Here is a 26268-nt window from a genome sequence, read left to right on the forward strand (position 1 = left end):
TTTTCAGGGCAAAAAAACGTTAAGTGCTATAAAAAAGGGAGGCATTGGCCTCCCTTGAAGATCATGTGGTAGGACCGAGGAGATTTGAACTCCTGACCCCTTGCGTGTCAAGCAAGTGCTCTCCCCCTGAGCTACGGTCCTGTGAACAAAATCAGGGAACGGATTAAATGCCCCAAGCCAGCCCCAAAGTCAACTAAAAATGTTCCCGGAAAGAATTGGGGCGAATATATGTCGACTTTTTGTCAGTGCTGGCGGGTGCGAATTACATGGATGGAGTGGGGAAGGTCAAGGATTATTTTTAAAATTGGGACGAAAATTCAATAGCAGAAAAATCCCATATAAGAATGGTAAGTTTTGAATGAATACTTTTGGAGCCATGAGGCGAACGTTTTGAGTGATCTCATGGCAAGCATGCGATTTTGCAATAAAAAAAGGGAGGCAAATTGCCTCCCTGAATTGGTATGGTAGGACCGAGGAGATTTGAACTCCTGACCACTTGCGTGTCAAGCAAGTGCTCTCCCCCTGAGCTACGGTCCTGTTCGTCGTTGCGAGATCGACCTTCTATCTCTGAGAGGGGGGCGTGTCAATGAAAAATAGTATTTTTTTCAAAAAAAAATCAACTTTGGTTTTCTTGCGTTTTTTCAGCTTGCGTCCTCTGCGGCTTTCTTATGAAAAATGCAAACTTTCGGACCAGGTTTGGCGCAGGTATTACACGAAATACATTGGGCTGGAGCGGTATCACCGGCTTTCCAGCGTGCGACAAGATCGTTTTCGCAAATAAATGGTCTGGCTAGCGCCAGATAGTCCATGGAATCGTCGTTGAGCATGCTCGTCATGGTTTGGAGGTTGCGATGACCACCAACACTGATAACCGGGGCTTTGACGTTGGACTTGATGCGCTTGGCGTATTGCGCAAAATAGGCTTCACCATTGGCGTCGATTTTTCTCGCGTATCCTTCATTGTCCCGTGAGGACCGACTGCCTCCGCTGATTTCAATGGCGTCGATTCCTTCCCGGTCGAGTTCCTGACAAACGTACATGCACTCTTCAAAGGGCATGCCTCCATCCATGAAATCATCGCAGTTGATTTTTACGAAGACCGGGTACTGTGGGCCGACAGCGGCGCGAACTGCAGCGTAGGTTTCTCGAAGCATTCGGCTGCGATTTTCAATGGAGTCTCCGTATTCATCCGATCGCCGATTATAGTGAGGCGAGAGAAATCGTCCTAACAGATAACCGTGCGCTGCATGAATTTGTACACCATCGAATCCTGCCGCCTGGGCTCGCCGCGCGGCATCGGCGAAAGCCTGTTGAAAAAATAAAATCATGTCGTTGGGCATTGCGTGAGGTGTATTGTGGAACGCTCCATCCATGATAGGACTCGGCCCCCACATGACTTTCGATGCGTCCGAGTCGGTGATGGTTTGTGGCCCTAATGCCGCGATTTGAAGAATAATATTGGCATGGTGCTCATGAACTCCATGAACCAAGGGTTTATAGTCATCGATAAAAGAATCGTCATATATCCCCATTTGGCCGGGAAGAAGCTGCTCAACATCCGTCACAGCACACAGTCCGGTAATCATAGTCCCGACACCACCCTTGGCCAAATTGGAATAGACTGTACAGAGCTGCGGCGTCACGTGTCCTGTTGCATCCGAAACGCCATCATACACGGCGGAGCGGATAAACCTGTTTTTTAATGCCATTGAACCGATATGCGTCTTGTCGAACATTGTTTTCATGCAAACTCCGAAGGTCTGTACCGTGAATATTGTTGGGGAAAGGTGGGCCTAGAGCGTTTTTCAGTGAAACGGAAGAATGCCTCCGGCGGATCAAGAAACTTTTTGGAAAAAGTTTCTTGATAATCTTCAAAAACTTTAAATGGTTACAGTATGATTTGAAATGAACGGCATATCTGTCGGAATTTCAAGTTGTTCAACATAAACGATAAACGCCCTAGATGTTTAGTCTCAAGATGGCGTGGATGCGAGCGAGACCTTGCCACTTGTGGCTTTGCCGGATACGGAAATCGCCGTTTTCGGGGAGAATGACGAAAATATGGAATTGGCCGGCTGCCTCGTGAGCTTTCTTGTCGATGCCTTGGAGGAGATGGCCATGCAAGGGCGTGTTGGGAGGCGATTACTGACCATCAATGCAAGAGCGTGATGAATCGGTTCGATGTTGACCCGGCCTCTCAAGAAAAACGCCGAAGGCCCGCAGTGGTCCTTCGGCGTTACGATCAGTATGATAGAACATCTATCTGAGCACGCTGGGCTGGAGCCAGACATACGGCTCAAGACAATAGCTCTCGTGCAACCAGTTAAAGTTTTTGAAGATGATTAAGAAACTTTTTTCAAAAAGTTTCTTAATCCGCCGGAGGCACTCTTCGTTTTTAATTCGCCACAACGTTGACCAACTTGCCCGGCACAACGATGACTTTGCGAACGGTTTTCCCTTCAATGTGGCGAAGTATATGCTCATCTTGCATGGCGGCCGCTTCAATAGCGTCTTTTCCGGCGTCGGCAGGCACCGTGATCTTACTGCGCAGCTTGCCATTGACCTGCAGCACCACGGTGACTTCGTCCTTCACCAGAGCGGTGGGGTCTACGGTGGGCCAGGGTTCGTCGGCAAGGCGGCGTGTGTGTCCCATGGCTTGCCACAGTTCTTCACACATATGGGGTGCCATGGGAGAAAGCACGGTCAAGGCCGAGGCCATGGCCGAGGACACGACCTGCATACCGTCGGGATTGGCCTTGAATGTCTCCAGGTTGCCGTAGAGAAAGTTGATGAGTTCCATGATCGCTGAAATAGCCGTGTTGAACTGAAAGCGATTCTGGATGTCCTTGGCGACCTTGTCGACACAAGCATGCTCGCGTCGACGTAATTCTTTGTACTCCGCGGGCAGATTTTCCAAGACATCGGCTGGGAAACTGTAGCACGGATCCATGGGGGACAGGGCGTCTTCGAGTTCTTCGGTCACGAGTCTCCAGACGCGTGACAGGAAACGTGCCGATCCTTCGATGCCGGAGTCGCTCCAATCAAGATCTTTTTCCGGTGGTGCGGCAAACAAGATGAACAAGCGTACCGTGTCGGCGCCGTACTTGTTGACCATTTCATCGGGGTCAACAACGTTGCCCTTGGATTTCGACATCTTGGAGCCGTCTTTGATAACCATCCCCTGTGTAAGCAGGTTCATGAACGGTTCGTCGAATTTCAGATATCCCAAATCGCGCAGGGCTTTGACGAAAAACCGCGAATAGAGCAGGTGCAAAATGGCGTGTTCAATACCACCGATATATTGATCGACAGGCAGCCAGTAATCAACGGCTTGCGGATCGAAGGGGGCATTCTCGACATGTGTCGAGGTGTAGCGGGCGAAATACCAGGAGGATTCCACAAAGGTATCCATGGTATCGGTTTCCCGGCGTGCCGGTTTCCCGCAAGTCGGACAAATCGTTTCGACAAAGGACGGTGTGTCGGGCAAAGGCGAGCGACCATCGGCCCGAGTTTTCACATCGAGCGGCAACTTGACCGGCAAATCGGATTCGGGAACCGGGACGACACCGCACTCGTCACAGTAAATGACCGGAATCGGTGCACCCCAGTATCGTTGCCGGGAAATGTTCCAGTCGCGCAAGCGGTAGTTGACACTGCGTTTGCCCAATCCTTTCTCTTCGAGAAAATCAGCGATTTTTTCTTTGGCTTCGTCATTATTCAAGCCTGTAAATTCCTGGGAATCGACGAGAACCCCCGGATCGGTATAGGCTGCTTCCATGGTCAGCGGATCAAGGACATTGTCGCTGTCTTTCGGCGTGATAACGACCTTGAGGGGCAGTTTGTATTTTGTGGCAAAATCAAAGTCGCGTTGATCGTGCGCCGGTACGGCCATAACCGCGCCTGTTCCGTAGCCCATCAAGACGAAGTTGGCCACATAGATGGGCATTTTGGCGCCAGTAACCGGGTTGATGCAATAGGCCCCGGTGAATACGCCTTCTTTTTCCAAGTCTTCGGCGCCGCGTTTGATTCGGTCCATGTTGCGGACGTTATCGACAAACGCCGTGACTTCAGCAGCCTGTGGCTTATCTTTGATAAGTTCCGGAACTAACGGATGTTCGGCTGCCAGACTCATGAACGTCGCGCCGTAGAGCGTATCCTGGCGTGTGGTGAAGACCGCAATTTTTTCGCTTCCGGCATCGGTCGGAGATTCAAGCTCAAAGTCGATTTCCGCACCAATGCTTTTGCCGATCCAGTTGCGCTGCATGGTGAGCACGCGCTCTGGCCATCCTTGATCGAGCATACCCAGATCATCAAGCAATTCATCTGCATAGGCGGTGATGCGGAAAAACCACTGTGCCAGTTCTTTTTGTTCCACTTCGGTATCGCAACGCCAACACAGGCCTTCTTCAACCTGTTCATTTGCGAGAACCGTTTGACAAACCGGACACCAGTTTTGTGGAGCTTTCTTGCGATAGACAAGACCTTTTTCGAGCAGTTTTAGAAAGAAAAGCTGTTCGTGGCGGTAATATTCCGGCGTACACGTGGCAAGCTCACGCTTCCAGTCGAGCGAGTAGCCTAAGCGTTTGAGCTGGGCACGCATGGTATCGATATTTTCGAATGTCCATTTGGCTGGGTGAGTACCATGTTTGATGGCCGCGTTCTCTGCGGGCAGACCGAAGGCGTCCCATCCCATGGGGTGGATGACGTTGAAGCCGTGCATGCGTCGAACTCGGGCAATGACGTCACCGATGGTATACACACGCACATGGCCCATATGTAGCCGCCCCGAAGGGTAAGGGAACATTTCCAAAACATAGTATTTGGGTTTGTCCAAATCGACGTCAGTGTGAAAATGATCACCTTCATTCCAAATGTTTTGCCATTTGGCTTCGATATCTTCGGGCGTATACTGTTTCATGACCATGTTCCCCGGAAAAGTGGTAGCGGTTAAAGACCTTTTTGAATGGAAAAACGGCCCTGATCTACGGCTTTGGCCACGGCATCGAGAATGCCGTTGACAAATGCGCCGGAATTATCGTCCCCGAAATCGCGTGAAAGTTCAACAGCTTCGTTGATCGCGACACGTAAAGGGATATCCGGCCGATGCAAAATTTCGAACAGAGCCAGACGCAGAATCGTCAAGTCGATCTTGGCGATGCGGGATAGTCGCCAATTTTGAGAAAACGAAACAATAATTTCGTCGAGTTCGCTGGTTTTTCCCCATACCCCCATGACAAGTTCGCGTACGAAATCAAGATCCTTGGGAGGATTGACCGGATGCAACGGGATGCGCTCCAAAGCTGCATCGACATCGGCGGCACTATGGGCTTCGGCGAATTCAAAGGAATAGAGCACCTGCAACGCGCGAATACGAGCGCGTCGTCGTGATTGCCCAACTTTTTTCTTAACCATACAAACATGCCTCGCCGGCTTCAACCGGCTGGTTGGCGTGTTGGTTTTTCCCGTCCTCGGTATGATAAAAGCCAAGGACGGGAGAAAACATTACGGGACGTTGTGCCCCGATCAGAACGATTACACCTGTTCGAGAATCCGAGTGAGTTCCAAAACAGCCGAAGCGGCTTCGACACCCTTGTTGCCGGCTTTGCTGCCAGCGCGTTCTATAGCTTGTTCCAACGTATCTGTTGTCAAAACACCGAAACCGATGGGAACCCCTGTATCAAGGCTGACTTGAGCCAAGCCTTTGGCACATTCATTAGCAACAAAGTCGAAGTGGGGGGTGGCACCGCGAATGACACAGCCCAAGCATACCAACGCGTCATATTTACCCGATGCCGCAATCTTTTTGGCGGCCAGAGGCATTTCAAACGCGCCGGGCAAACGGATAATCGTCAGATTTTCACGGTCGGCTCCGTGGCGAGTCAGATAATCCACTGCACCGCCGATCAGGCGGTCTACGATGAAATCATTGAATCGGGCAGCCAGGAGACCAAAGCGCAGTCCTTGCGCTTGCATCTGTCCTTCAATGGTTTTGATATGCAGCATGCGTTTTACTCCACGTGGATGATTATTTAGTCGTCGAGATGGTTCAAAATATGGCCCATCTTGTCTTTTTTAGTCTGCAGGTAGCACAAGTTTTGCGGACAGGCTCCTATTTCAATGGGCACACGTTCGACCACTTCCAGGCCATAGCCTTCTAAACCAACAATCTTTTTGGGGTTGTTAGTCATAAGGCGCATTTTTCTCACACCGAGCGACACGAGAATTTGTGCTCCAATACCATAGTCGCGCAAGTCTGCTTTAAAACCGAGGCGTTTGTTCGCCTCGACCGTGTCCAGGCCTTTGTCTTGGAGGTTGTAGGCTTTGATCTTATTTGCCAAGCCAATGCCGCGACCTTCCTGGCGCATGTACAGGATGACACCTTTTCCGGCCTCATCAATCATGCGCATGGCCTCTTGGAGCTGTCCACCGCAATCGCACCGTAAGGAACCAAGTGCGTCACCGGTGAGACATTCGCTATGAACGCGAAGCAAAACAGGTTCATCCGGATCGATTTCGCCTTTTACCAGGGCGAGATGCGTTTGGTTATCGGTTGCAGTTTCAAATGCGATCGCTTTGAAATGGCCGCCGAAACACGTCGGAAGTTCAGCTTCAGCCACGCGCTCGACGGTGACGGAACCGAATTTCATGCGATACTGGATGAGATCTTTAATCGTGGCGATTTTGAGATCGTGCTTTTCGGCGAATTCTTCCAGGTCGGGCATGCGTGCCATGTTGCCGTCTTCGCGCATGATTTCGCAGATGACCGCACAAGGTTTCAGGCCAGCTAACCGGGCTAAGTCCACACTGCCTTCGGTTTGACCGGCACGCACGAGAACGCCGCCTTCTTTGGCTCGTAACGGAAAAATGTGGCCAGGAGTGACGATATCATCGGCAACGACGTCATCAGCAACTGCCGTAAGAATGGTCGTTGCCCGGTCATAGGCGGAAATACCGGTGGTAACGCCGGTTTTCGCTTCGATGGAAACCGTGAAGCCCGTACCGAAGGAACTTTTATTGTTCTTCGTCATCATGGGGAGGTTGAGCTTGTCCACCCAGTCCGGAGACAGGCTCAAGCAAATCAAACCTCGGCCGTGCGTGGCCATGAAATTGATAATTTCGGGAGTGATTTTTTCAGCGGCAATCGTGAGATCGCCTTCGTTTTCCCGGTCTTCATCATCCACTAAAATAATCATTTTGCCTTGCCGAATGTCGGCAATGGCTTCTTCAATCGAACAAACAGCCATATCAATACCTCACTGAGGTTGTGCGTTGAGGGGGCGGGACGCGGCCTCCTGTCGCCAGGGAGGAGGTGAAACGAAACGAATTCCTTTTTAGGAAATGGGGTCGTTCCGCTTTTTCTCCCCCATGGCCCCCCCTCCTCATCACCCTTCATCCCCAAACCTGTTGGACAGGGGCAATGACGGGGCTTCATTACATCATGTCACGACTCGTTGAAAAATCGTGTTGCACCGTCGTATTCTGTACGGTGCAAAAAATTGTTGACGACATCATGGGCAACTGTGTCGGGGGGGACAATACCGCTTAACGCCCTGATGTGTCGTAAAAATCTTTATTGACCGATGCTTCCATGGCATCTGTTCGGGCGGAAGGAAAGAAGGCAACGCTTTCCACGCGTCGAAGGCCAATCAATTAAAATGAAAAATTTAAAATCCGTGTTCTCGTAAAAAATCTTCAGTCAATCCCCCTGAGGCTTGTACATCTTGCGAAGGGGTTTTTGTCCAAGGAGCGACCATTTTCTGGACGTATTTCCCGATGACATCCGTCTCCATATTGACGTGTGCCCCCGGAGCCCATCCGCCAATGGTCGTTTCAGCAATCGTTGTCGGAATGATGTTGACCGAAAGAAAGTCCGGGCCACAGGTGTTGACGGTCAAGGAAATACCGTCAAGTGCAACCGATCCTTTTTCGACAACGAAACAACCATATTCTTCCGGATACTTCAGGGTGAATTGAGTCGATTCACCGACTTTGTCAATGGCAATGACGGTAGCCAAACAGTCGATGTGTCCACTGACAAGGTGTCCCCCAAGTCGATCACCAAGAGCCAAGGCGCGTTCAAGATTGACAATGGAACCTGACCGCAATGCACCAAGGTTCGTTCGCGACAACGTTTCGGCAGAAGCATACGCGGAGAATGCATTTTTACCGGGTGTTTCTACGGTAAGACACGCACCGTTGACGGCGATACTTTCACCCGGAACCGTTGCATCAAGCGCAAAAAGCGATGTGATTTGGAACCGGGCCTGGCCGGCTCTGGAATCAACAGACTGAATGCGTCCTTTTCCTTGTACAAGTCCTGTAAACATGCGTTACCGCGGCCGTTTGAGGGTGAGAAGAAAATCATCGCCTACCGGCTGAACCGATGTGACGCGAACGGGCAGAGCCTCATCCATTTGGAGCGGAGAACGCCCATAGAATACGGGGATAGCCTGGTCATCGCCAAGAATTTTGGGAGCCTGGAACAAGAGTGTTTCGTCGACGAGTCCCGCTTCGAAAAGTGACATGGCAAGTCCACCGCCCCCTTCACAAAGAACGTGGTGCACGCCGTATTCCTGGCGTAATTTGATGAGACCAAATTCAAGGTTAAGACCGGACTCGTCGTTGCCGTCCTCGGACGTTGCCGGAGGCAGGGCAATGACGCGGACGCCCATGGATGTCAGTCGCGTCGCATTGGGATGGCTTGCCGACGTATTGTTCGTGAAAAAGATTGTTTTTTCCGGACGATGCTCAAGGAGCTTAAGGGCGGCAGATTTTCCCGGAAGATTGCTTGTCACAATAACAGCCAGCGGATCGTTGGCATTCTCAGGCATGGGATTGAGGCGTACATCAAGACCGGGATTATCGGCACGAAGTGTCCCCCCACCGATCATGACTGCACCGACGCGGGCCCGTAATTCATGAACACGTTTGCGCGAAAGCGGACCAGTGACGTATGAAGAATGACCGTTGCGGCAGGCAATGCGACCATCCAACGTGGTTGCCATCTTCAAAAATACGTATGGACGCTTTGTGTCTTTCCATACGAGAAAATCATCAATCAGGTCGCGGCATTCATCATATAGCAAGCCAACTTCGACACGAACGCCGTTGGATTCGAGAAACGCAGCGCCACCACCGGCTACATCAGGGTTCGGGTCAAGGCATCCAATCGCAATACTGCGTATTCCGGCATCAAAAACGGCTCGCGTGCATGGTGGGGTTTTGCCATAGTGATTGCAGGGTTCGAGCGTGACAAACATTTCGCACTGGCTCGGATCCACCCCTTTTTCGCGCGCATCGGCAAGACAACGCACTTCGGCATGCGGTTGTCCAAAGCGTTCATGAAAACCTTGGGCCACAATGCGACCATCGGACACAAGAACCGCTCCAACACACGGATTCGGTGCCGTCGGCCCTAGACCTTGTCGGGCCAAGCTGACAGCGTGCGCCATATAGGCTTCGCGATCAGTCAAAATCGGCTGAGAGCACTTCAACATGGACTCCTGCTTCCTCGATCATGGCTTGAGACAGCTCATCGGGATAGCCTTCAGCGAAATAGATGTTTTTTATGCCGCAATTGATGAGCATCTTTGAACAGATCAGACACGGTTGCGTCGTGCAATAGATATCGGCGTCTTGGATGCTGATACCATGTACGGCGCATTGAATGATGACATTTTGTTCGGCGTGCAGGCCACGGCAGAGTTCATGACGCTGGCCCGACGGAATGCCCAGTTTCTCGCGCATGCATCCTTGGTCGAGACAATGGGCCGTATTGGCCGGGGCACCATTGTAGCCGGTGGCCAAGATACGCTTGTCCTTGACGGCTATGGCCCCGACCTTGCGGCGAAGACAGGTACTGCGCTCGGCCACAAGAAAGGCGATGCGCATGAAGTATTCAGGCCAGGGGAGTCGTTTACTCACGTCATTTTACCACGCGAACAGCGGATATTGTCTGGCGAATTCCTGCACTTGGCAACGGATTTCATCCAGCGCCGTTTCATTTTCCCGTTTGATGATGGCTGCATCGATCCAGCCGGCCACACGTTCCATATCGGCTGTGCCCATACCGCGAGTGGTCAATGCCGGGGTTCCCAAGCGGATACCCGAGGTAACAAACGGAGAACGGGTTTCGAAGGGGACGGTGTTTTTGTTCACGGTGATACCGGCTTTATCCAAAGCGATTTCCGCATCTTTGCCCGTGACATCCTTGTTTGTCAGGTCAACAAGCATGAGATGGTTGTCGGTTCCGCCGGACACAAGGTTGTATCCCGCATCGGTCAGGACTTTAGCCAGCGTTGCCGCATTTTCGACAACACGCTGCTGATAGGCTTTGAATTGGGGGCGAAGAGCTTCGCCGAAGGCAACGGCTTTTGCGGCGATAACATGCATAAGCGGACCGCCTTGAATGCCGGGGAAAATTTGAGAATTCAGCGTCTTGCCGTATTCTTCGCTCGACAAGATCATGCCGCCGCGGGGACCACGCAACGTCTTGTGCGTGGTTGTGGTCGTGTAATGGGCTTTGCCGATGGGCGACGGATGGAGACCCGTGGCAACGAGTCCGGCAATATGTGCCATATCGACCATGAGTTTAGCACCGACTTCATCGGCAATGGTGCGGAAGCGATCGAAATCAATGATACGCGGGTACGCACTGGCACCAGCGACAATGATTTTAGGTTTGTTGGCGCGAGCAAGTTCTTCGACCTGGTCGTAGTCGATCTGCCCCGTTTCTTTCTTGACTCCGTAGAAGACGATATTGAACAGCTTCCCCGAAAAGTTGACCGGGCTACCATGGGTGAGATGGCCGCCGTGGGACAGGTCCATACCCAGAATTGTATCGCCAGGAGTCAGTTCGGCAAAATATACGCCCATATTGGCCTGAGAACCGGAATGGGGCTGTACGTTGGCATAGTCGCAGCCGAACAGCTCTTTGGCGCGGTCACGAGCAAGGTCCTCGGCAATATCGACGAATTCGCAGCCACCGTAATACCGCTTACCGGGATACCCCTCAGCGTATTTGTGTGTCATGACGCTTCCTTGCGCCTGGCGTACAGCTGTGGAGGTGAAATTTTCCGAGGCAATCAGTTCGAGCTTGCCGGTTTGACGCTCGACTTCGAGGATGATGGCCCGCCCGAGCTCGGGGTCCTGGATGAGGAGTTCTTCCATGAGAGTCCCGCCTTTTCGGCTTGTGTCGACATGGTGTGACATGCCGTCTGGTTATCAATTGCTTTGAAGACGCGGAAGCGACCGTCCCGGGAAGGACGGTCGCCTGCGCGTTTTTCAATGCGGCGAAACGCGCCGCGATTATTCGGTAAACCGCTTAAACAACATGCACCCGTTGGTGCCTCCGAAGCCGAAAGAGTTGCACAGTACCGTGTCGACCTGTTTTTCCAGGGAGGTATTGCCAACAATATTCAAATCGCAATTCGGATCCTGGTTTTCCAGGTTGATGGTCGCGGGAATAATTCCTTCGGTGATCGTTTTAACGCTGAACACCGATTCGATGCCTCCGGCAGCACCTAATGTATGGCCAATCATCGACTTATTCGACGTCACGGGAATATCTTGCGCCCGATTACCGAATACAGTCTTGATGGCTTTGGTTTCGCAGGAGTCATTGAGTGGGGTGGACGTGCCATGGGCGTTGATATGCTGGACGTCATCAGGTGTGAGACCAGCGTCCTGAATGGCCGCTTGCATAGCCAGTGCCATGCCCGCACCGTCTTCGTCCGGAGCCGTCATGTGGTATGCATCCGAGGATGCACCGAATCCGACGACTTCGGCGAGAATGTTTGCTCCACGTGCTTGGGCATGTTCCAGAGACTCAATAATGAGTATGCCGCACCCTTCACCGATAACGAATCCATCACGATCCTTATCAAAAGGCCGCGATGCTTTTTTCATATCGTCGTTGCGAGTGGACAACGCTTTGAGAGCATTGAATCCCGACACGGCCAACGGCGTAATCGTCGATTCCGTGCCACCGCAAATCATGGCGTCGCATCGACCAAGTTTGATATCGCTGTACGCGTATCCGATGGCATGGACGCCTGATGCGCATGCCGACGTTGCAGCCAGGTTCGGACCTTTGGCTCCGGTCGAGATGCTTACTTGTGCGGCAGCCATATTGGCGATGAGAACCGGGATGAAAAAAGGCGAAACGCGATTCGGTCCTTTTTCAAGCAATATCTTGTGATAATGCTCGATCGTATCAAGCCCACCAAGACCACACCCAATAATCGTGCCAACACGATGGGCATTTTCAGGCGGAATGCTCCAGTTTGCGTTTTCGAGCGCCATAGCAGCGGCTGCGACAGCAAACTGTGTGAAGCGATCCATACGGCGGACCTGTTTTTTTTCAATAAACTTTGCTGGATCGAATTCTTTACATTGAGCAGCGAACCGAGTTTCAAATGCTTCTGCATTAAAACATTCGATGGGATAAACACCGGATTCGCCGGCAATCAATTGGCTCCAGCTCGTTTCGAGATCGGCCCCGACGGGCGTAACGGCCCCAAGGCCGGTAACGACAACGCGATGTGTGCTCATGATACGTCTCTCCCTCATGAGGGCTTGGCCGACCGGACATGCCAAGACAGAACGACTGTAAAACCCGCCCGGTCGGGACGGCCGCGCAGCGGTTGTTTCGGACTTCGGTTCCGATTGTGCAAAAACAATCGGGAGATGAATATCCACCTGTCTTCATCAGGCGGTACGATTCATTTGAAGACAACAATCACCGCATCGGGCGGCCCATGGGAGAAATGGCGGCAATTAGCCGGCGTTTTTCTCGATGAAGTCGATAGCGTTCTGTACGGTGATGATTTTCTGGGCGTCTTCGTCGCCGATTTCAACGCCGAATTCTTCTTCCATAGCCATGATAAGTTCGGTCAGGTCCAAGGAGTCGGCACCAAGGTCGTCGACAAATTTGACTTCGGGTTTGACTTCGTCTTCGTTAACACCGAGTTGATCCACAATGATTTCTTTTACTTTTTCAGCAGCAGCAGACATGGCGATTCCTCCAGATGATGTGGTATTTGGGATGATCTACATATACAGGCCACCGTTGACGGAAATAACTTGTCCCGTCACATAGGCGGCGTCCTGTGATGCGAGATAGGCGCAGGCTCCGGCCACATCGTCGGCCTGTCCTGCACGCTTCGCGGGAATTTTTGTGATAAATTGATCTTTGGCGGCGTCGGGAAGATCGGACGTCATATCGGTCTCGATATACCCTGGCGTAACGGCATTCACGGTGACGCCACGACCGGCGAGTTCCTGGGCGGCCGTTTTGGTCAGTCCGATAAGACCGGCTTTCGCGGCAACGTAGTTGGCCTGTCCAGCATTGCCCGATTGTGCAACAACCGACGCAATGTTGATGATGCGGCCATTGCGTTGGCGGCTCATGATTTTTGCGGCTTCACGCAAACAGGTGAACGCACCCGTCAGGTTGACGGCAATAACCTTATCCCAATCTTCGTCTTTCATACGAATAAGCAGACCGTCTTTGGTGATACCGGCATTGTTGACGAGCACGCCGAGTTTGACCTTGTTTTTGATTTCGTCGGCAAAAAACGTGCTCACGGCCTGTCGATCAGCGACATTGAGACAAAACGCTTGAGCCTTTCCACCCGCTGCGATGATTTCATCGCATACGGCCTGTGCCAGTTCCGGTTTGGAAACATAGGTCAGGTAAACCTGAAATCCGTCTTTGGCCAAACGTTTCGCCACGGCCGCGCCTATGCCGCGCGATCCTCCAGTGACGAGGGCGGTGGTGATATCTGTACTCATGATGACTTTCCGATGTTTCGACGAAGAACGCCGCGTTTGAAACCGGACTTCCGCAGACTTGGGCCGCCTTGTAGCCTAAAGCCGCGTCGACTGCAATTGGATCGTCAGATGGAAAAAAGGACCGAGGAAGGTGTTCGCTTCCTTTCGGCACGGCCATCTTGCACCATGTTCCCCTTGCGGCCAAGGCTATACTTTAAAACGAAAGTGCGCATTGGCAAGGGGTGACAATTGTGAATTAAAACTGAAGAATGGCTGATCCCCATGTAAAACCACCACCAAAAACGCCGAGGAGTACACGGCAGCCCGGCTTGATTCGACCATCATGCACTGCTTCAGAAAGAGCGATAATAATGGATGAGGCCGATGAATTGCCGTAGCGATCAACGGTGACGCATACTTTTTCCGCAGGTAAACCAAGTTTGCGGGCCACGGCGTCGAGAATGCGATAGTTGGCTTGGTGAGGGATGAAGAAATCGATGTCGTCGGCTGTGAGCGAGTTGCGTTCAAGCACTTCCCGGCAGACGCTTTCCATGCTGCGCACGGCCACTTTAAAAACCTCGGGACCATTCATTTGGATGAAATGGCGTTCATCCACTATTTCTCCCAGTTTCGCCGGTGCTGCTGAGCCGCCACCGACCGTCAGGAGATGGCCAAAGGCTCCGTCACTCTTGAGTTCAACGTCCTGGATTGCTGCGTCATGCTTGGCGCCTTCGAGAGGGGCATTACCTAAAATGACTGCGCCAGCACCATCTCCGAACAGAACACAGGTGGTGCGATCTTTCCAGTTGGTGCGAGACGTGAGAGATTCAGCTGCGACGACGAGAACTTTGGCGTCTTCATGCAGGCTGAGAAATGCACGGCCCGTTTCAATGCCGTTGACGAAACCGGAGCAGGCGGCATTGAGATCGAATGCAGCCTTGCCGCGCACACCGAGTTTCTCTTCAAGAATGCAGGCTGCCGGTGGGCAGAAAAAGTCGGGTGTTAGTGTGCAGAGAATGATGTGGGTCAAGTCATCGGCCGTCATTCCGGCTGATTCGAGGGCCCGGCGAGAGGCCACAAGGGCCATGTCGCTGACGGCTTCGCCTTCGGCGGCCACGCGTCGTTCCTTGATTCCAGTGCGGGAGGTGATCCACTCGTCGGATGTATCGACGAATTTTTCCAGATCAGCGTTGGTGAGCACCTTTTCAGGCACATAATGGCCAATACCGAGAATGCGAGGGGCTTTTGTCATGGGAATTGTCCACGTAAAATAAAGATTGCAGTAACGTATTATGCCGGGCGCTTTTTGATGACTTCGAGGTCTTTATTAAGGGCAAGCCCTTCCTCGATCCGGTTGACAGCGTCGTGGGCGACAAGTTGTGCGGCCATATCAATTGCGGAGGTCATAGCTTTAGCATTGGAGGCGCCGTGGCAAATCATGCAGATGCCGCGCAAGCCAAGAAGGGGGGCACCGCCGTATTCTGCATAATCGACGAGACCGGAAAAACGTTTCAGAGCAGACAATGCCAAGGTCGTGCCGATCTTGGCAAAAAAGCCACGGCGCAACTCTCCTTTGAGCAAGCGCCCGAGGGATGAGGCCATGCCTTCAGCGAGTTTCAACGCAACGTTGCCAACAAACCCATCGCAAACAATGATGTCGACATCTCCAGTGAAGAGATCTCGGCCTTCAATGTTTCCGACAAAGTTGAGGCTGCTGGCGCGAAACAGTTCGAACGCCTCTTTGACCTGCATGTTGCCTTTGCCTTCTTCTTCGCCAATGGAGAGCAACGCAACTTCAGGATTCGGTCGAGAGAGTAACGCTTTGGCAAGCACATCGGCCATAACAGCGAACTGCATGAGATGGTAGGGCTTGCAGTCCACATTAGCACCGACGTCAATCAAAACGACGGGATCGGCCTCGGTGGGCATGAAGGTCGCCAAGCCGGGGCGATCGACGCCTTTCAGACGTCCGATGCCAAACATGGCGGCGAGCATCGTGGTGCCGGAGTTTCCCGCACTGACCACGCCGTCGGCGTCATCGGTTCTCACCAGGTTGCAACAAACCTGAATAGAGGTGTCCTTCTTCTTCCGTAACGTTTCGGAAGGTTTCTCCTCCATTCCCGCGATTTCCGAGGCATGAACCACGGAGATCGTTGCTCCTCGCGTGTCGTAACGCGTAAGCTCGGCTTCGACGGCCGGTTTGTCACCGACCAGAATGACGTCGATAGCTCTGGTCTTGGCGGCTGCAACAGCTCCCTGGACAACCACACGGGGACCGAAGTCCCCGCCCATGGCGTCGACGGCGATGCGCGGCCGGCTATTCGGCTTCATTGCTCCTCAGCATCTGCCGGCCTTTGTACATGCCGCAGCTCGGGCAGATACGGTGGGGCAGAGTGGGTTCGCCGCATTCACAAAAGATAACATTGGGGATATCAACATGATGGTTGGCGCGGCGTTTTCTTTTTCTCGTTTTGGAGATTTTCCTATTAGGGACTGCCATGATGGACTCCTTTTTTTCGTCGACGCGAGCGGGGGGTAAACTTGGCCGCTCACTGTTTCGTGTTTAACTGCATATTGCGAAAAATCGCCAGCCGAGGATCCCCGTCTGTCGATTCACAATCGCACGACTCAATGTTGCGATTGGCACCACATTGCGGGCATAACCCTTTGCAATCTTCCATGCAAAGCGGTTTGCTAGGTTGCGCCAAAACATACTGTTCCCAGACCATCTCTCCCATATTGAGTTCGATCGTCTTGCCACGTTTGCGCAAAAACGAGGGTTCAATCTGTTCTTCTTCCGGGTTGGGAAGTTCTTCGAACAGATCGAAATCCTGGTCGATCACAACATGTGCATCTTCCATGCACCGGTCGCATGGTATCGTCGTCTCTCCGGTCAATTTTCCTCGAATCAAGTAGCCGCTGCCTTCAGGACTTATGAAGAAATCAGCCTGGAGCGGGGAAACAACCGTATTACCAACACCAAATGTCTCGAACGCCTTCGTCCAGAACGAAGGGTCGGAAAAAGAAAATTCCCGGCCCTCGGCCGGGAGATCGGTGATGTCAAACCAGAATTCTATCATAACGACCTCGCGGAACTCGACTTGCTATAACGTTGACTGGGTACTTGTCAATAAAAAACGACTTGCGCTTTCAATGTGAAACCTGTATGAGACGGAGTTCTCCATGGCTGGAAAAGAGTGTATGCGTCCCTATGACGCATTTCCCAATAGATCAATGTAAAGGAGCCACCCCATGTCCAAAGTCTGCGAAAATTGCGGAAAGCGTCCGCAGTCTGGAAATAATGTCAGTCACGCCAACAATAAGACCAAACGCCGTTTCAACCCGAACCTGGTTAAAGTTCGTCACCAGCTTGAAACCGGTCAGGTGAAAACCGTGACGGTTTGCACTCGCTGCCTGCGTTCCGGTGCTGTTGTGAAACCGACGGTTCGCACCAAGCCCGAAGCATAAACGCCTCGTGGTTATCCGCAAGATTTTTTAGCGGTCGAAGTTTCATGCTTCGACCGCTTTTTGTATTGTATCAGCTTTGTTGCTGCACGCAATACAGCAGGAAGACAAAAGTCCCTTTCAGACGTGTTCTACCGAAGTTTTTGAGGCGTATACGCGCACAGCGGTTCTTCCGCCATATAATCACCACTCATGGTATGTGCGCGAGCACGACATCCGCTGCAAACATTATGATATTCGCACGGGCCGCATTTACCTTTGTATGCTTCGCGGTTCCGGAAGTTGGCAAACTGCGGTGAGTTCCGCCAGATTTCCGGGAACGGTGTTTCGCGGATTTGTCCACAATCGAGTTCGAGATACCCGCACGGCTGTACCTGCCCGGTATGGGAAATAAAGCAGAAACCGGTTCCTCCGAGACATCCCTTGCTGACGGCGTCCATTCCGAACGTTTGTGGCGTGACGGGCAGTCCTTCTTCTTTCGCCCGTTGGCGCATGATGCGATAATAATGTGGAGCGCAGGTGGCTTTAAGGTGCATACTCGTGGTTTTGCGGAAATCATAGAACCAGTTGAGCACTTCTTCGTATTCTTCGCCTGAAATGACCTCGGCACCGAGTTGGGCGGCCCGGCCGGTTGGGACGAGAAGAAAAATATGCCACGCAGCCGCACCGAGTTTTTCAGCCAGTTTGAAAATATCTTTGAAACTGTTGAAATTGCCACGGGTGACCGTCGTGTTAATTTGGAACTCCACTCCGGCACGTTTCAGTGCTTCAATACCAGCCAGAGCCCCGTCAAACGCACCAGGTACACCGCGAAGAAAATCGTGGCTGACCGCCTCCGGTCCGTCTATTGAAATGCTGCATCGTGCGATGCCGCTTTCTTTTATTTTTTGCGCGACTTCATCATTGACCAGTGTGCCGTTGGGGGCCATGACACACCGCAAATTTTTGGATCGGGCATGACGGACAAGTTCGAAAATGTCTGGCCGAAGTAACGGTTCGCCACCTGTGAAGATAATAATAGGGTCGCCGACTTCGGGAAAGGTATCAATGAGGGCCTTGGCATCCTCGGTAGAAAATTCTCCCGGATACGGGTCTAAATGCGCTTCTGCCCGACAATGCTTGCAGGCCAGGTTACACGACCGCGTCACTTCCCAGGCAATGAGCCGAGCTGCCGGGGTGCCATCGTCCAAAGTGGTTCTTTGAGCAGCCATTTTGACATCGTGACTGCCCGGGTGCCCCGTCGGGGCTCCGTGAGGATGTTGTTTTGGGTGCATTCACTATCCTTCTTTCCCGGGGGTACCGGGGAGAGAACAACGTTTTCAAGGATATCCCGCACAAGGAGATATCGCTTTCTTCGGTTAGGCTGGACTTTGGAAGATAGACAAGATGAATGTCATCTTATTTTTTCCAGCCATCAAAAAAAGCTTCAGCAAAATAGGTGATGATAATATCCGCACCAGCGCGTTTGATAGCAAGCAGCGATTCCATGATGGCTCCTTTTTCATCCAGCCATCCATTTTGCACGGCAGCCATAATCATGGAGTATTCCCCGCTGACTTGGTAGGCGGCCAGAGGAGTCGGATAGGAGTCAGCCAATCGTCGCACGACATCAAGATATGGCATGGCGGGTTTGACCATGAGGAAATCCGCACCTTCAGCCAGGTCGGCTTCAGCCTCTCGGATCGCTTCACGAGCATTTGCCGGATCCATTTGATATGATTTTCGATCGCCGAATTGCGGAGCACTTTCCGCAGCTTCGCGAAACGGGCCGTAAAATGTCGATGCGTATTTCACCGCATAGGACATGATTGGAGTATCGGTAAATCCGCTTTTGTCCAATGCCGAGCGGATTGCTCCGACACGCCCGTCCATCATATCGGAAGGAGCGACGATATCTGCTCCTGCTTGGACATGGCTGACAGCGGTTTTTGACAAGAGTTCCAGCGTGGGGTCGTTCTGGACGACACCTGCGTCGTCAAGCAGACCACAATGTCCATGAGATGTGTATTCACACAAGCAGACATCGGTCACGACGAGAAGGTCGGGGTAGGCTTTTTTTATGGCTACGATGGCCTTTTGAACAATGCCATCCGCTGCATAGGCTCCGCTTCCGACAGGATCCTTTTCAGCAGGAATTCCAAAGAGGAGGATTGAGGACAGACCTTTGTCCACATAACGACCAACGCGTTCCACGCATTTTTGAATCGATAATTGCGATTGACCGGGCATGGAGCTGATTGGCTTTTCATAGCTGGCATCGTCTGTTTCGACGACAAAATACGGCTGAATAAGATTTTGAGGCCGAATTTCAGTTTCGCGGACCATGGACCGCAGTACATCGGTCCGACGCAGCCTGCGGCCGCGGTGAAAATAATATGAATCCATGGGGATGCCTCCAGCGGCTTAAGAAACTTTTCACTGTTTACAAAATGCTCCCTGTCTTTGGCACAGAGAGTCAGACGTGTGAGGAGGCGATGTCTTCGGATGTTCCATCCCGATAAACGTTTTTGAAAAGGGGACGGGCCTCTGCACTCACTTTGGGGATATATAACATATCCCCAAAGTGAGTGCAGAGTTGCCGGAGGCATCATCTAGACCTAATCTTTACGAATTTCGTCGTCGGTCAAGTAGCAGGCTGGGTCTTCGGCCCAGATGTCTCCGTGATACGCTTCAGCGCGAGCACGGAAGTTGCCACCGCAAATTTCCAGATAGCGGCAATCACGACACCGGCCACCGACATAGGCTTTCTTATTCTTGAGTTTATGCAGCAATTCAATCTTCGGGTCGTCCCAAATTGCCGAAAAGGGGCGTTCCAGCACATTGCCGAATGTATGATTGCGCCAGAATTGGTCGGCATGGACCTGGCCATCCCAGGATATGCAACCGATACCACGTCCGGAGTTGTTGCCTTCATTGTATGACAGCAGCTCCATGACTTCGGCTGCACGTTTCGGGTCTTCCCGCAGCAGCCGGAAATAGACGAAGGGCCCGTCAGCGTGGTTGTCCACGGTAAGCACTTCTTTTTCCAGACCGGCATTGAACAGGTCGCGGGTGCGATCCATGATGAGGTCGACAATAGCCCGAGTTTCCGCGTGATCCAAGTCTTCCTTGATCAGCTCGGAGCCGCGTCCCGAATACACAAGGTGATAAAAACAGATGCGGGGCACTTCAAGATCGCGGATGAGATCGAACAGAACTGGAACCTCTCCTTGGTTGCGCCGGTTAATGGTAAAGCGCAAACCGACTTTGAGTCCTTCGGCCTGACAGTTCTCAATCCCTTGCAGGGCTTTCTTGAACGCACCGGGGACCCCACGGAAACGGTCGTGAATTTCTTCGCCACCATCCAAAGATATGCCGACATACGAAAGGCCGACTTCCTTGAGTTCTTTGGCCTTTTCTTTGGTAATCAGCGTTCCGTTCGTCGATATGACGGCACGCATGCCTTTGGAAACGGCATGTTTGGCCAACTCAGTCAAGTCTTGACGGACAAGGGGTTCGCCACCGGAAAACAGCATGACCGGCGAACCATATGCAGCCAGATCGTCAATGATTTCCTTGGCTTTATCCGTGCTTATTTCGTCCTTTCCATCCACTTCCGTGGCTTGAGCATAGCAATGAACGCATTTAAGATTGCACCGTCTGGTCATATTCCAGACAACAACCGGTTTTTTGTCCTTGGAGAATTGTAACAAATGCGAAGGCAGGTTTTTCGAGCCTCGACCGTAGCGCAAGGCATCGGAAGGCTCCACCGTGCCGCAGTAAAGTTTGGAAATGCCGATCATGGGGGTATCCTTTCTAGTAATGTGGAAAACGTGCCTACCACAATTAAGAACGGTTCGGTAGGGGGGCAAGATGCGCTTGTCCCCGTGGTGATGTCAATGATCTGACATGAAGTACGGCCGGGAAAATGGTCTTCCCGGCCGTACTTCATTAATAGGTGAGGTTTTGGCTGGCAGGCGGCGGAGGCGGAGACTGAGGAGTTTGTTCCATTTCCTGTTGCATAAGCTCTTGAGATTCTTCATCAGGTTCCGGACGGCTAAAGTTCCAGTTCTTGATGAGGTCGCCCATATCGCGCGCCAAAACTGTGACGATGGAATAGACCGGGTCAAGTGGCATGCGATCGACTTTTCGGAAGAGAATATAATCTTGGTTCAATCCGGCTTCCATGCGACCGGCATGGGCCATGGACCAGATGCGTTGTCCGGAGCTGACATCGAATATATCCACTTTCAAAGATACACCGGTTTCGCCACGAGATCCACCGGACATAAGATAGGTAATATCTCCGACGACAACGGCATTAACCCCCATGCGTCGGCCTTCGGCAATTGCCTGCTCAATATTGATATACTCGCGAGTACGGTCATAATACAGTGTCGGGAAAACACCCTGACCTGTCCAGGCTTGCCAAAACATTTCCGTAATTTGTGTGCCGAGACTGCGTGAATAATCAATGTCCTGCGTAACGCGAAATGGCAGAATAAGCGCCGAATATGGTCCAGGGGGCGGTCCCATGGGCTGAACATAGATTTGCGGATGGTTGCGCTTAACCCAATTATCCACGTATACTGTGGTCTGGCTGTCAATGGCCGGTTGGATGGCACATGCGCTGATCAGCATAGTCAGAAGAAGTGTTATAGCAAGGATAGGACGACGTCTCATTGATGTTGCCTCCGATTTTCAAGGTGATAAGCAAAAAATGGGCCATTATATTTTTGAGACGCAGCCCAAACAGGAACCAAAGGAAAGTTATGTGCGGTCGTTTCGCTTTAGGAGTTCCTCGGAAAAAAATTGCCGAAGAATATGGTCTTGATCGTGTTCCTCGTGCACCGTTGCGCTATAATATCGCTCCATCACAGTCGATTGAAGCACTTGTCGTCGGGCGAGAACAACGCATCAGGCATATGGCATTGTTTCGTTGGGGGCTTGTCCCCTTTTGGGCCAAAGACATTCGCATCGGTTCACGCCTTATTAATGCACGGTCTGAGACTGTATTGGAAAAGCCGGCGTTCAAAGCTGCTATAAAATATCGTCGTTGCCTGATCCCTGCTCAAGGATTTTACGAATGGAAAAAGAGCACAAATGGGAAAACTCCACATTTTATCTTTGATCCAGCACACGACGTCATAAGTTTGGCCGGCATCTATGAACACTATGAGGATCACAAAGGAACCATTATCGACTCGGCGTGCATTCTGACTCGACCGGCTGTCGGGCGTATGGCTTCTCTTCATGATCGAATGCCCGTCATTGTGACGCGAGACGATTATGCCGAATGGCTTGACCCTTCACAACAAGCTCCTTCCGATATTCGGCATCTTCTGGAGCGCATCATGCCTCCAACTTTGGATATGTATCCTGTTTCATCCATGGTCAACAATCCCTCATGCGACATCCCGGAATGTTTGCAGCGGTTGCAGGAAAATTAGCATATTTCCCCCCTCTACATGCCGTTTTTCGTGGCATAAAAAAGATACAAAAACTGCTGTCTTTGTATAATACTCCCGCCTGCGCAGTTTTTTGAAGTCGTGATATCTACATATCCGTTGGACAACATTGTTTATCGCAATCAACATTGATACCGTTTCAACCTCGGCATCTTGGGGAGAATTATGTCGTCTTTTTTTCGTCGGGTCTCAATTTCTCAAAAGCTCATTGGTAGCTCTCTTGTGTTTGCTATTCCTATTGCCATTTTACTTACGGGATTCATCCAAAGCCACCTTCGGGATGTCCGTTTCTCCACGCTGGAGGAATACGGAAATACCTATCAGCGTCCTTTGGAAGCGCTCATGTCGACGATACCCGTGCATATGTTTGCCATGCTCGATGCGCAATCCGGCAATTCGGCTGCCTTGAGTCGTGCTCAGAAAGTCGCTGCAGAAATTGATAAAATTTTTACCCAACTCAATGACGTGCAGGTGAAGATCGGGACGGATTTGCAGTTCACCGAAGAGGGGTTGGGTAAACGTGACCGGATCGAATTGATGCCTGAGCGCGTCGAATCTCGGTGGAAGAAAGTGAAAACGGCGTCGAATCCTCAAACCATTGTTGAGCGGCACTTCGCCTTGCTGGATGATATTGCTGGGATGATCAGTCATTGTGGCGACACGTCGAATCTCATTCTCGATCCTGATTTAGATTCCTATTATCTTATGGATATGACCCTGCTTGCGTTACCTCAAACGCAGAAACGTTTGGCTCATGTTATCGAAGATATTCAGGGAGTATATGCACAAGGCTGGCTTGAGCCGGAGGATCGATTGCGTCTGTTGACCCATGCCGCCTTGCTTGATGAATCCGATATGCAGCGCATTTTGGCCAGCGCCACGACGGCTTTGAATGAAGATGCCAATTTTTATGGTGTACAGCCTTCATTTCAAAAAAATCTTCCACCGGCATTGAAGTCATATGAGCGAGATACAAAGCGATTTCTCGACAACGTGCGTCGCCTTGCATCTGCGGCAACACTTCCCGATGATGTGCCTGCTATTCTGCAATCCGGTTCGCAGGCGGCGCAATCGGCGTTTTCTTTGTGGAATACAACTGTTGATGAATTAGACGGTCTTCTTGGCATCCGTATTGATGATTACGTTCAATCCAATTCGCTCACGATTGTCTTAACGATTGTGGCCACGCTGGCCGCCGGTCTGCTCGTCTTTTTCTCTTCGCGCAGTATTCTCATTCCGTTATATCGCATTAGCGAATTTGCCCGAAACATCGCACAAGGCGACTTTAACGCGTCTATTTCCGGGACGTTTTCCGGCGAACTCGCTGACCTTGCTGAAGATATAGCATCGATGGTGTCGGAGCTCAAAATCAGACTCGGTTTTTCTCAAGGTATTCTCAAAAGCATTACAGCACCATTTGTTGTTGCCTCTCCGGAAAACACATTGGATTATACGAATCAGGATATGCTGGATATGCTTGAACTGCCAGGACATCCCGATGATTATACAGGACGATCCATCGCGGAGTTACTGTGGAACGATCCGACGCATGATACCGTGACCCAGCAGTGTCTGGCTAATGATGCCGGTATTACGAAGCAGGAAGTGCGATATACAGGTCGGGGGGGTAAAATCCATACGGCGATTGTAGATGTGAATCTCCTGCGTGATTTTGATGGAAATAGAATTGGATGTTGCGCGCTCTTTAACGACATCACGAACTTGAAAGCGCATGAGTCGGAAATTGAGGAGAAAAACAGGACAATGTCTGAAGTTGCCCTCCAGGCGCAGGAGATTGCCGACATTGTGACTCGTGCTTCAGAAAATCTTACGGAACAAATTGAGCAAGTCACGCAGGGAGCGACCGTGCAGAGCGAACGCACCACTGAAACCGCTTCTGCTATGGAAGAAATGAATGCCTCTGTTGTCGGTGTCGCGCATAATGCGAACGATGCCGTGAAAAGCGCCGATCAGGCAAGAAATATGGCGAATGAAGGGAGAAAGCAGGTTCAGATTGCCATGGATGCCATTGCATCAGTGGAGCGTGAAGTCCATGACCTGCAGGGCAAGATGGAAACGCTTGGGGAGCAAACGAAAACTGTGGGACGAATTATTGCCGTCATTACAGACATCGCCGACCAGACGAATTTGCTTGCCCTCAATGCGGCAATTGAAGCGGCCCGTGCGGGTGAAGCCGGACGAGGATTTGCCGTGGTGGCTGATGAAGTTCGCAAGCTTGCCGAAAAAACCATGCAGGCCACACAAGAAGTGACAACATCGATATCGTCAATTCAGAACGGGACAGCCGGTGCTATCACAGCGACTGAGAGCGTTGTTGATCGTATGGTGGAAAGTTCCAAACAGGCGGCCGCTTCCGGGGACATTCTTCGTCAAATAGTTGATATCGTTCAGGGGACGGCGCAACAGATCGAAGCTATTGCCGGGGCCGCAGAAGAACAGGCGCGAACAAGTGAATCCATCACCCTGGCTGTGGATGAGGTGAATCGTATCTCTGTGGAAACATCCGAAGGGATGGACCGAGCAAGCGATACCGTTACTGGGCTTTCCACGCAGGCGCAACAACTGTTGGAGCTGATTGCCACCATGCAGTAATGGCTTTGCGCTGGGATGAAATGATATTGAGAAACATGGAGTCATCACGGATTGTGATGGCGATGGCGAGCAAAAGATACTTTACGAAGCGGGCGGCAAAAACAGTTATGTTTTTGCCGCCCGTTGTCTTTTTAGGAATTATTGTGTGTTGGATCTTTCGTTGTGAATTGCTCAAGACGTTGCTTGGCTTCATCAGGATCCAAACCGATTTTTTTTGCAATTGTATCGAGATTGTCTTCAGCATCGGATGCGCGAAGATAGAGCGGCGTAATTGGCGTATCTCCATATTCTGCACAACGTGCGGCACTCATGAGCGCGTCCGGACTCGGGACGTCAAAGCTTGTGGCAAGAGTGGCAATATCCGGAAACGTGCTTTGGAAATAGGACATATTCGCTCGAACACCGCTTCCGACAGCACAGTCGGGACGCATTTCCGATATCCAGGCAGGCATATCATCAAGAAGCAGAGGCAGGGGATCGCCAAGACTCACTGCCGGCAGTATATTTTCTTCAGGCCCAACCAGGGAAAAACATTGTGCATAAACCTGACGGCGTCTGGAATGGGTTAAGACCGCCAATCGTCCCCGTAAGAGCTGGCCGGGGGCATGAGCCAGAAGATACAAGCTGCACAAACCGGCCATTGGGATATGGAGGCTTTGGCAAAGACCGCAGGCTGTGGCGAGAACAACGCGTAATCCGGTAAAGCTTCCTGGGCCTCGGGCAACGGCAACACCTGAGATGTCTGCCAATTTCAGGTCGAATTTCCCCAGAATTTCTCTCAGGGCTGGGGTCAGGATGGATGCAGCTCTGCCGAAAACGTCATATTCTTGATGGCAAAGTAAACCGGAATCGTCAAAAAGAGTAATTTGAAGCCGGCTTTCGGTTCCGTTGAGTACAAGATAGGGGTGCATGAGGTTTTGCCGTATTGTTGTTCCGCGCCGGCGTGGAAGTGCATTCTCCACGCCAGCAA

The 26268-nt window shown here is 51.6% G+C and carries 25 protein-coding genes and 2 tRNA genes; 4 read left to right on the forward strand and 23 right to left on the reverse strand.

Annotated elements, in window-relative coordinates; translation table 11 throughout:
• Positions 1–66: 66 nt before the first annotated feature.
• The 3 genes from G451_RS0108765 to G451_RS0108775 form a co-directional block, all read right to left on the reverse strand.
• Positions 67–141, reverse strand: a tRNA-Val gene (locus G451_RS0108765).
• A gap of 321 nt (positions 142–462) precedes the next feature.
• Positions 463–537, reverse strand: a tRNA-Val gene (locus G451_RS0108770).
• A 104-nt stretch (positions 538–641) separates the two neighbouring features.
• Positions 642–1745 (reverse strand): NADH:flavin oxidoreductase, encoded by a 1104-nt coding sequence (locus G451_RS0108775; protein WP_027183963.1) that lies wholly within the window; start codon positions 1743–1745, stop codon positions 642–644.
• Between the two features lie 238 nt (positions 1746–1983).
• Between G451_RS0108775 and G451_RS0108780 the strand changes: the two genes are divergently transcribed.
• A complete protein-coding gene (locus G451_RS0108780; RefSeq protein WP_027183964.1) occupies positions 1984–2169 on the forward strand; it encodes a hypothetical protein in 186 nt (61 codons plus the stop codon).
• A gap of 226 nt (positions 2170–2395) precedes the next feature.
• Here G451_RS0108780 and leuS read toward each other — a convergent pair whose 3' ends face one another.
• The 15 genes from leuS to G451_RS0108865 form a co-directional block, all read right to left on the reverse strand.
• On the reverse strand, positions 2396–4918 hold the full coding sequence (gene leuS / locus G451_RS0108790) for a leucine--tRNA ligase (protein ID WP_027183965.1): 2523 nt from the start codon (positions 4916–4918) through the stop codon (positions 2396–2398).
• A gap of 29 nt (positions 4919–4947) precedes the next feature.
• Positions 4948–5412: a transcription antitermination factor NusB gene (gene nusB / locus G451_RS0108795; RefSeq protein WP_027183966.1), complete on the reverse strand. Its 465-nt coding sequence runs from the start codon at positions 5410–5412 to the stop codon at positions 4948–4950.
• Positions 5413–5532: 120 nt separating this feature from the next.
• Positions 5533–6003 carry a 6,7-dimethyl-8-ribityllumazine synthase gene (gene ribH, locus G451_RS0108805; protein WP_027183967.1) on the reverse strand — a complete coding sequence of 157 codons (471 nt, stop codon included), beginning with the start codon at positions 6001–6003 and terminating at the stop codon, positions 5533–5535.
• Positions 6004–6029: 26 nt separating this feature from the next.
• Positions 6030–7244 carry a bifunctional 3,4-dihydroxy-2-butanone-4-phosphate synthase/GTP cyclohydrolase II gene (locus G451_RS0108810; RefSeq protein ID WP_027183968.1) on the reverse strand — a complete coding sequence of 405 codons (1215 nt, stop codon included), beginning with the start codon at positions 7242–7244 and terminating at the stop codon, positions 6030–6032.
• 420 nt (positions 7245–7664) lie between these two features.
• Positions 7665–8327, reverse strand: coding sequence for a riboflavin synthase (locus tag G451_RS0108815; protein ID WP_027183969.1), 663 nt, complete (start codon positions 8325–8327; stop codon positions 7665–7667).
• 3 nt (positions 8328–8330) lie between these two features.
• Complete coding sequence (gene ribD, locus G451_RS0108820; RefSeq protein WP_051261310.1) at positions 8331–9497, reverse strand: bifunctional diaminohydroxyphosphoribosylaminopyrimidine deaminase/5-amino-6-(5-phosphoribosylamino)uracil reductase RibD; 1167 nt, start codon at positions 9495–9497, stop codon at positions 8331–8333.
• Positions 9466–9924 carry a deoxycytidylate deaminase gene (locus G451_RS0108825; protein ID WP_027183971.1) on the reverse strand — a complete coding sequence of 153 codons (459 nt, stop codon included), beginning with the start codon at positions 9922–9924 and terminating at the stop codon, positions 9466–9468. Before G451_RS0108825 ends, ribD begins: the two co-directional genes overlap by 32 nt.
• A 6-nt stretch (positions 9925–9930) precedes the next feature.
• A complete protein-coding gene (gene glyA, locus G451_RS0108830) occupies positions 9931–11169 on the reverse strand; it encodes a serine hydroxymethyltransferase (protein WP_027183972.1) in 1239 nt (412 codons plus the stop codon).
• A gap of 138 nt (positions 11170–11307) precedes the next feature.
• Positions 11308–12552, reverse strand: a complete 1245-nt coding sequence (gene fabF / locus G451_RS0108835; RefSeq protein WP_027183973.1) for a beta-ketoacyl-ACP synthase II — start codon at positions 12550–12552, stop codon at positions 11308–11310.
• Positions 12553–12777: 225 nt separating this feature from the next.
• Positions 12778–13014 (reverse strand): acyl carrier protein, encoded by a 237-nt coding sequence (gene acpP, locus G451_RS0108840; RefSeq protein WP_027183974.1) that lies wholly within the window; start codon positions 13012–13014, stop codon positions 12778–12780.
• A 36-nt stretch (positions 13015–13050) separates the two neighbouring features.
• Positions 13051–13794 carry a 3-oxoacyl-[acyl-carrier-protein] reductase gene (gene fabG / locus G451_RS0108845; protein WP_027183975.1) on the reverse strand — a complete coding sequence of 248 codons (744 nt, stop codon included), beginning with the start codon at positions 13792–13794 and terminating at the stop codon, positions 13051–13053.
• A gap of 235 nt (positions 13795–14029) precedes the next feature.
• Positions 14030–15025 (reverse strand): beta-ketoacyl-ACP synthase III, encoded by a 996-nt coding sequence (locus G451_RS0108850; RefSeq protein WP_027183976.1) that lies wholly within the window; start codon positions 15023–15025, stop codon positions 14030–14032.
• A gap of 38 nt (positions 15026–15063) precedes the next feature.
• Positions 15064–16104 (reverse strand): phosphate acyltransferase PlsX, encoded by a 1041-nt coding sequence (gene plsX / locus G451_RS0108855; RefSeq protein WP_027183977.1) that lies wholly within the window; start codon positions 16102–16104, stop codon positions 15064–15066.
• Entirely contained in the window at positions 16091–16273 is a 183-nt protein-coding gene (rpmF, locus tag G451_RS0108860) for a 50S ribosomal protein L32 (protein ID WP_027183978.1), read from the reverse strand. Before rpmF ends, plsX begins: the two co-directional genes overlap by 14 nt.
• Positions 16274–16322: 49 nt before the next feature.
• Entirely contained in the window at positions 16323–16853 is a 531-nt protein-coding gene (locus G451_RS0108865) for a YceD family protein (protein ID WP_027183979.1), read from the reverse strand.
• Positions 16854–17025: 172 nt separating this feature from the next.
• On the opposite strand from G451_RS0108865, the gene rpmB reads away from it, so the two are divergent.
• Positions 17026–17241, forward strand: coding sequence for a 50S ribosomal protein L28 (gene rpmB, locus G451_RS0108870; RefSeq protein WP_027183980.1), 216 nt, complete (start codon positions 17026–17028; stop codon positions 17239–17241).
• A 128-nt stretch (positions 17242–17369) separates the two neighbouring features.
• On the opposite strand, the gene ahbD is transcribed toward rpmB, so the two are convergent.
• The 4 genes from ahbD to G451_RS28445 all read right to left on the reverse strand — a co-directional run bounded on the left by ahbD (position 17370) and on the right by G451_RS28445 (position 21900).
• Complete coding sequence (gene ahbD / locus G451_RS28440; RefSeq protein WP_034641466.1) at positions 17370–18512, reverse strand: heme b synthase; 1143 nt, start codon at positions 18510–18512, stop codon at positions 17370–17372.
• 124 nt (positions 18513–18636) lie between these two features.
• Positions 18637–19623, reverse strand: coding sequence for a porphobilinogen synthase (gene hemB / locus G451_RS0108880; protein WP_027183981.1), 987 nt, complete (start codon positions 19621–19623; stop codon positions 18637–18639).
• 212 nt (positions 19624–19835) lie between these two features.
• Positions 19836–21020: a 12,18-didecarboxysiroheme deacetylase gene (gene ahbC / locus G451_RS0108885; RefSeq protein ID WP_027183982.1), complete on the reverse strand. Its 1185-nt coding sequence runs from the start codon at positions 21018–21020 to the stop codon at positions 19836–19838.
• Between the two features lie 148 nt (positions 21021–21168).
• Positions 21169–21900 carry a hypothetical protein gene (locus G451_RS28445; RefSeq protein ID WP_051261311.1) on the reverse strand — a complete coding sequence of 244 codons (732 nt, stop codon included), beginning with the start codon at positions 21898–21900 and terminating at the stop codon, positions 21169–21171.
• 89 nt (positions 21901–21989) lie between these two features.
• Between G451_RS28445 and G451_RS0108895 the strand changes: the two genes are divergently transcribed.
• The gene (locus G451_RS0108895) at positions 21990–22667 is read left to right on the forward strand and encodes an SOS response-associated peptidase (RefSeq protein WP_027183983.1); all 678 of its coding nucleotides are present in this window, start codon (positions 21990–21992) and stop codon (positions 22665–22667) included.
• A 183-nt stretch (positions 22668–22850) separates the two neighbouring features.
• Positions 22851–25298 carry a methyl-accepting chemotaxis protein gene (locus G451_RS32535; protein WP_051261312.1) on the forward strand — a complete coding sequence of 816 codons (2448 nt, stop codon included), beginning with the start codon at positions 22851–22853 and terminating at the stop codon, positions 25296–25298.
• A 131-nt stretch (positions 25299–25429) separates the two neighbouring features.
• On the opposite strand, the gene tsaB is transcribed toward G451_RS32535, so the two are convergent.
• Positions 25430–26209: a tRNA (adenosine(37)-N6)-threonylcarbamoyltransferase complex dimerization subunit type 1 TsaB gene (gene tsaB / locus G451_RS0108905; RefSeq protein WP_034641468.1), complete on the reverse strand. Its 780-nt coding sequence runs from the start codon at positions 26207–26209 to the stop codon at positions 25430–25432.
• Positions 26210–26268: the final 59 nt, after the last annotated feature.

The organism is Desulfovibrio inopinatus DSM 10711 (assembly GCF_000429305.1).
GTDB classification, from domain to species: Bacteria; Desulfobacterota; Desulfovibrionia; order Desulfovibrionales; family Desulfovibrionaceae; genus Alteridesulfovibrio; species Alteridesulfovibrio inopinatus.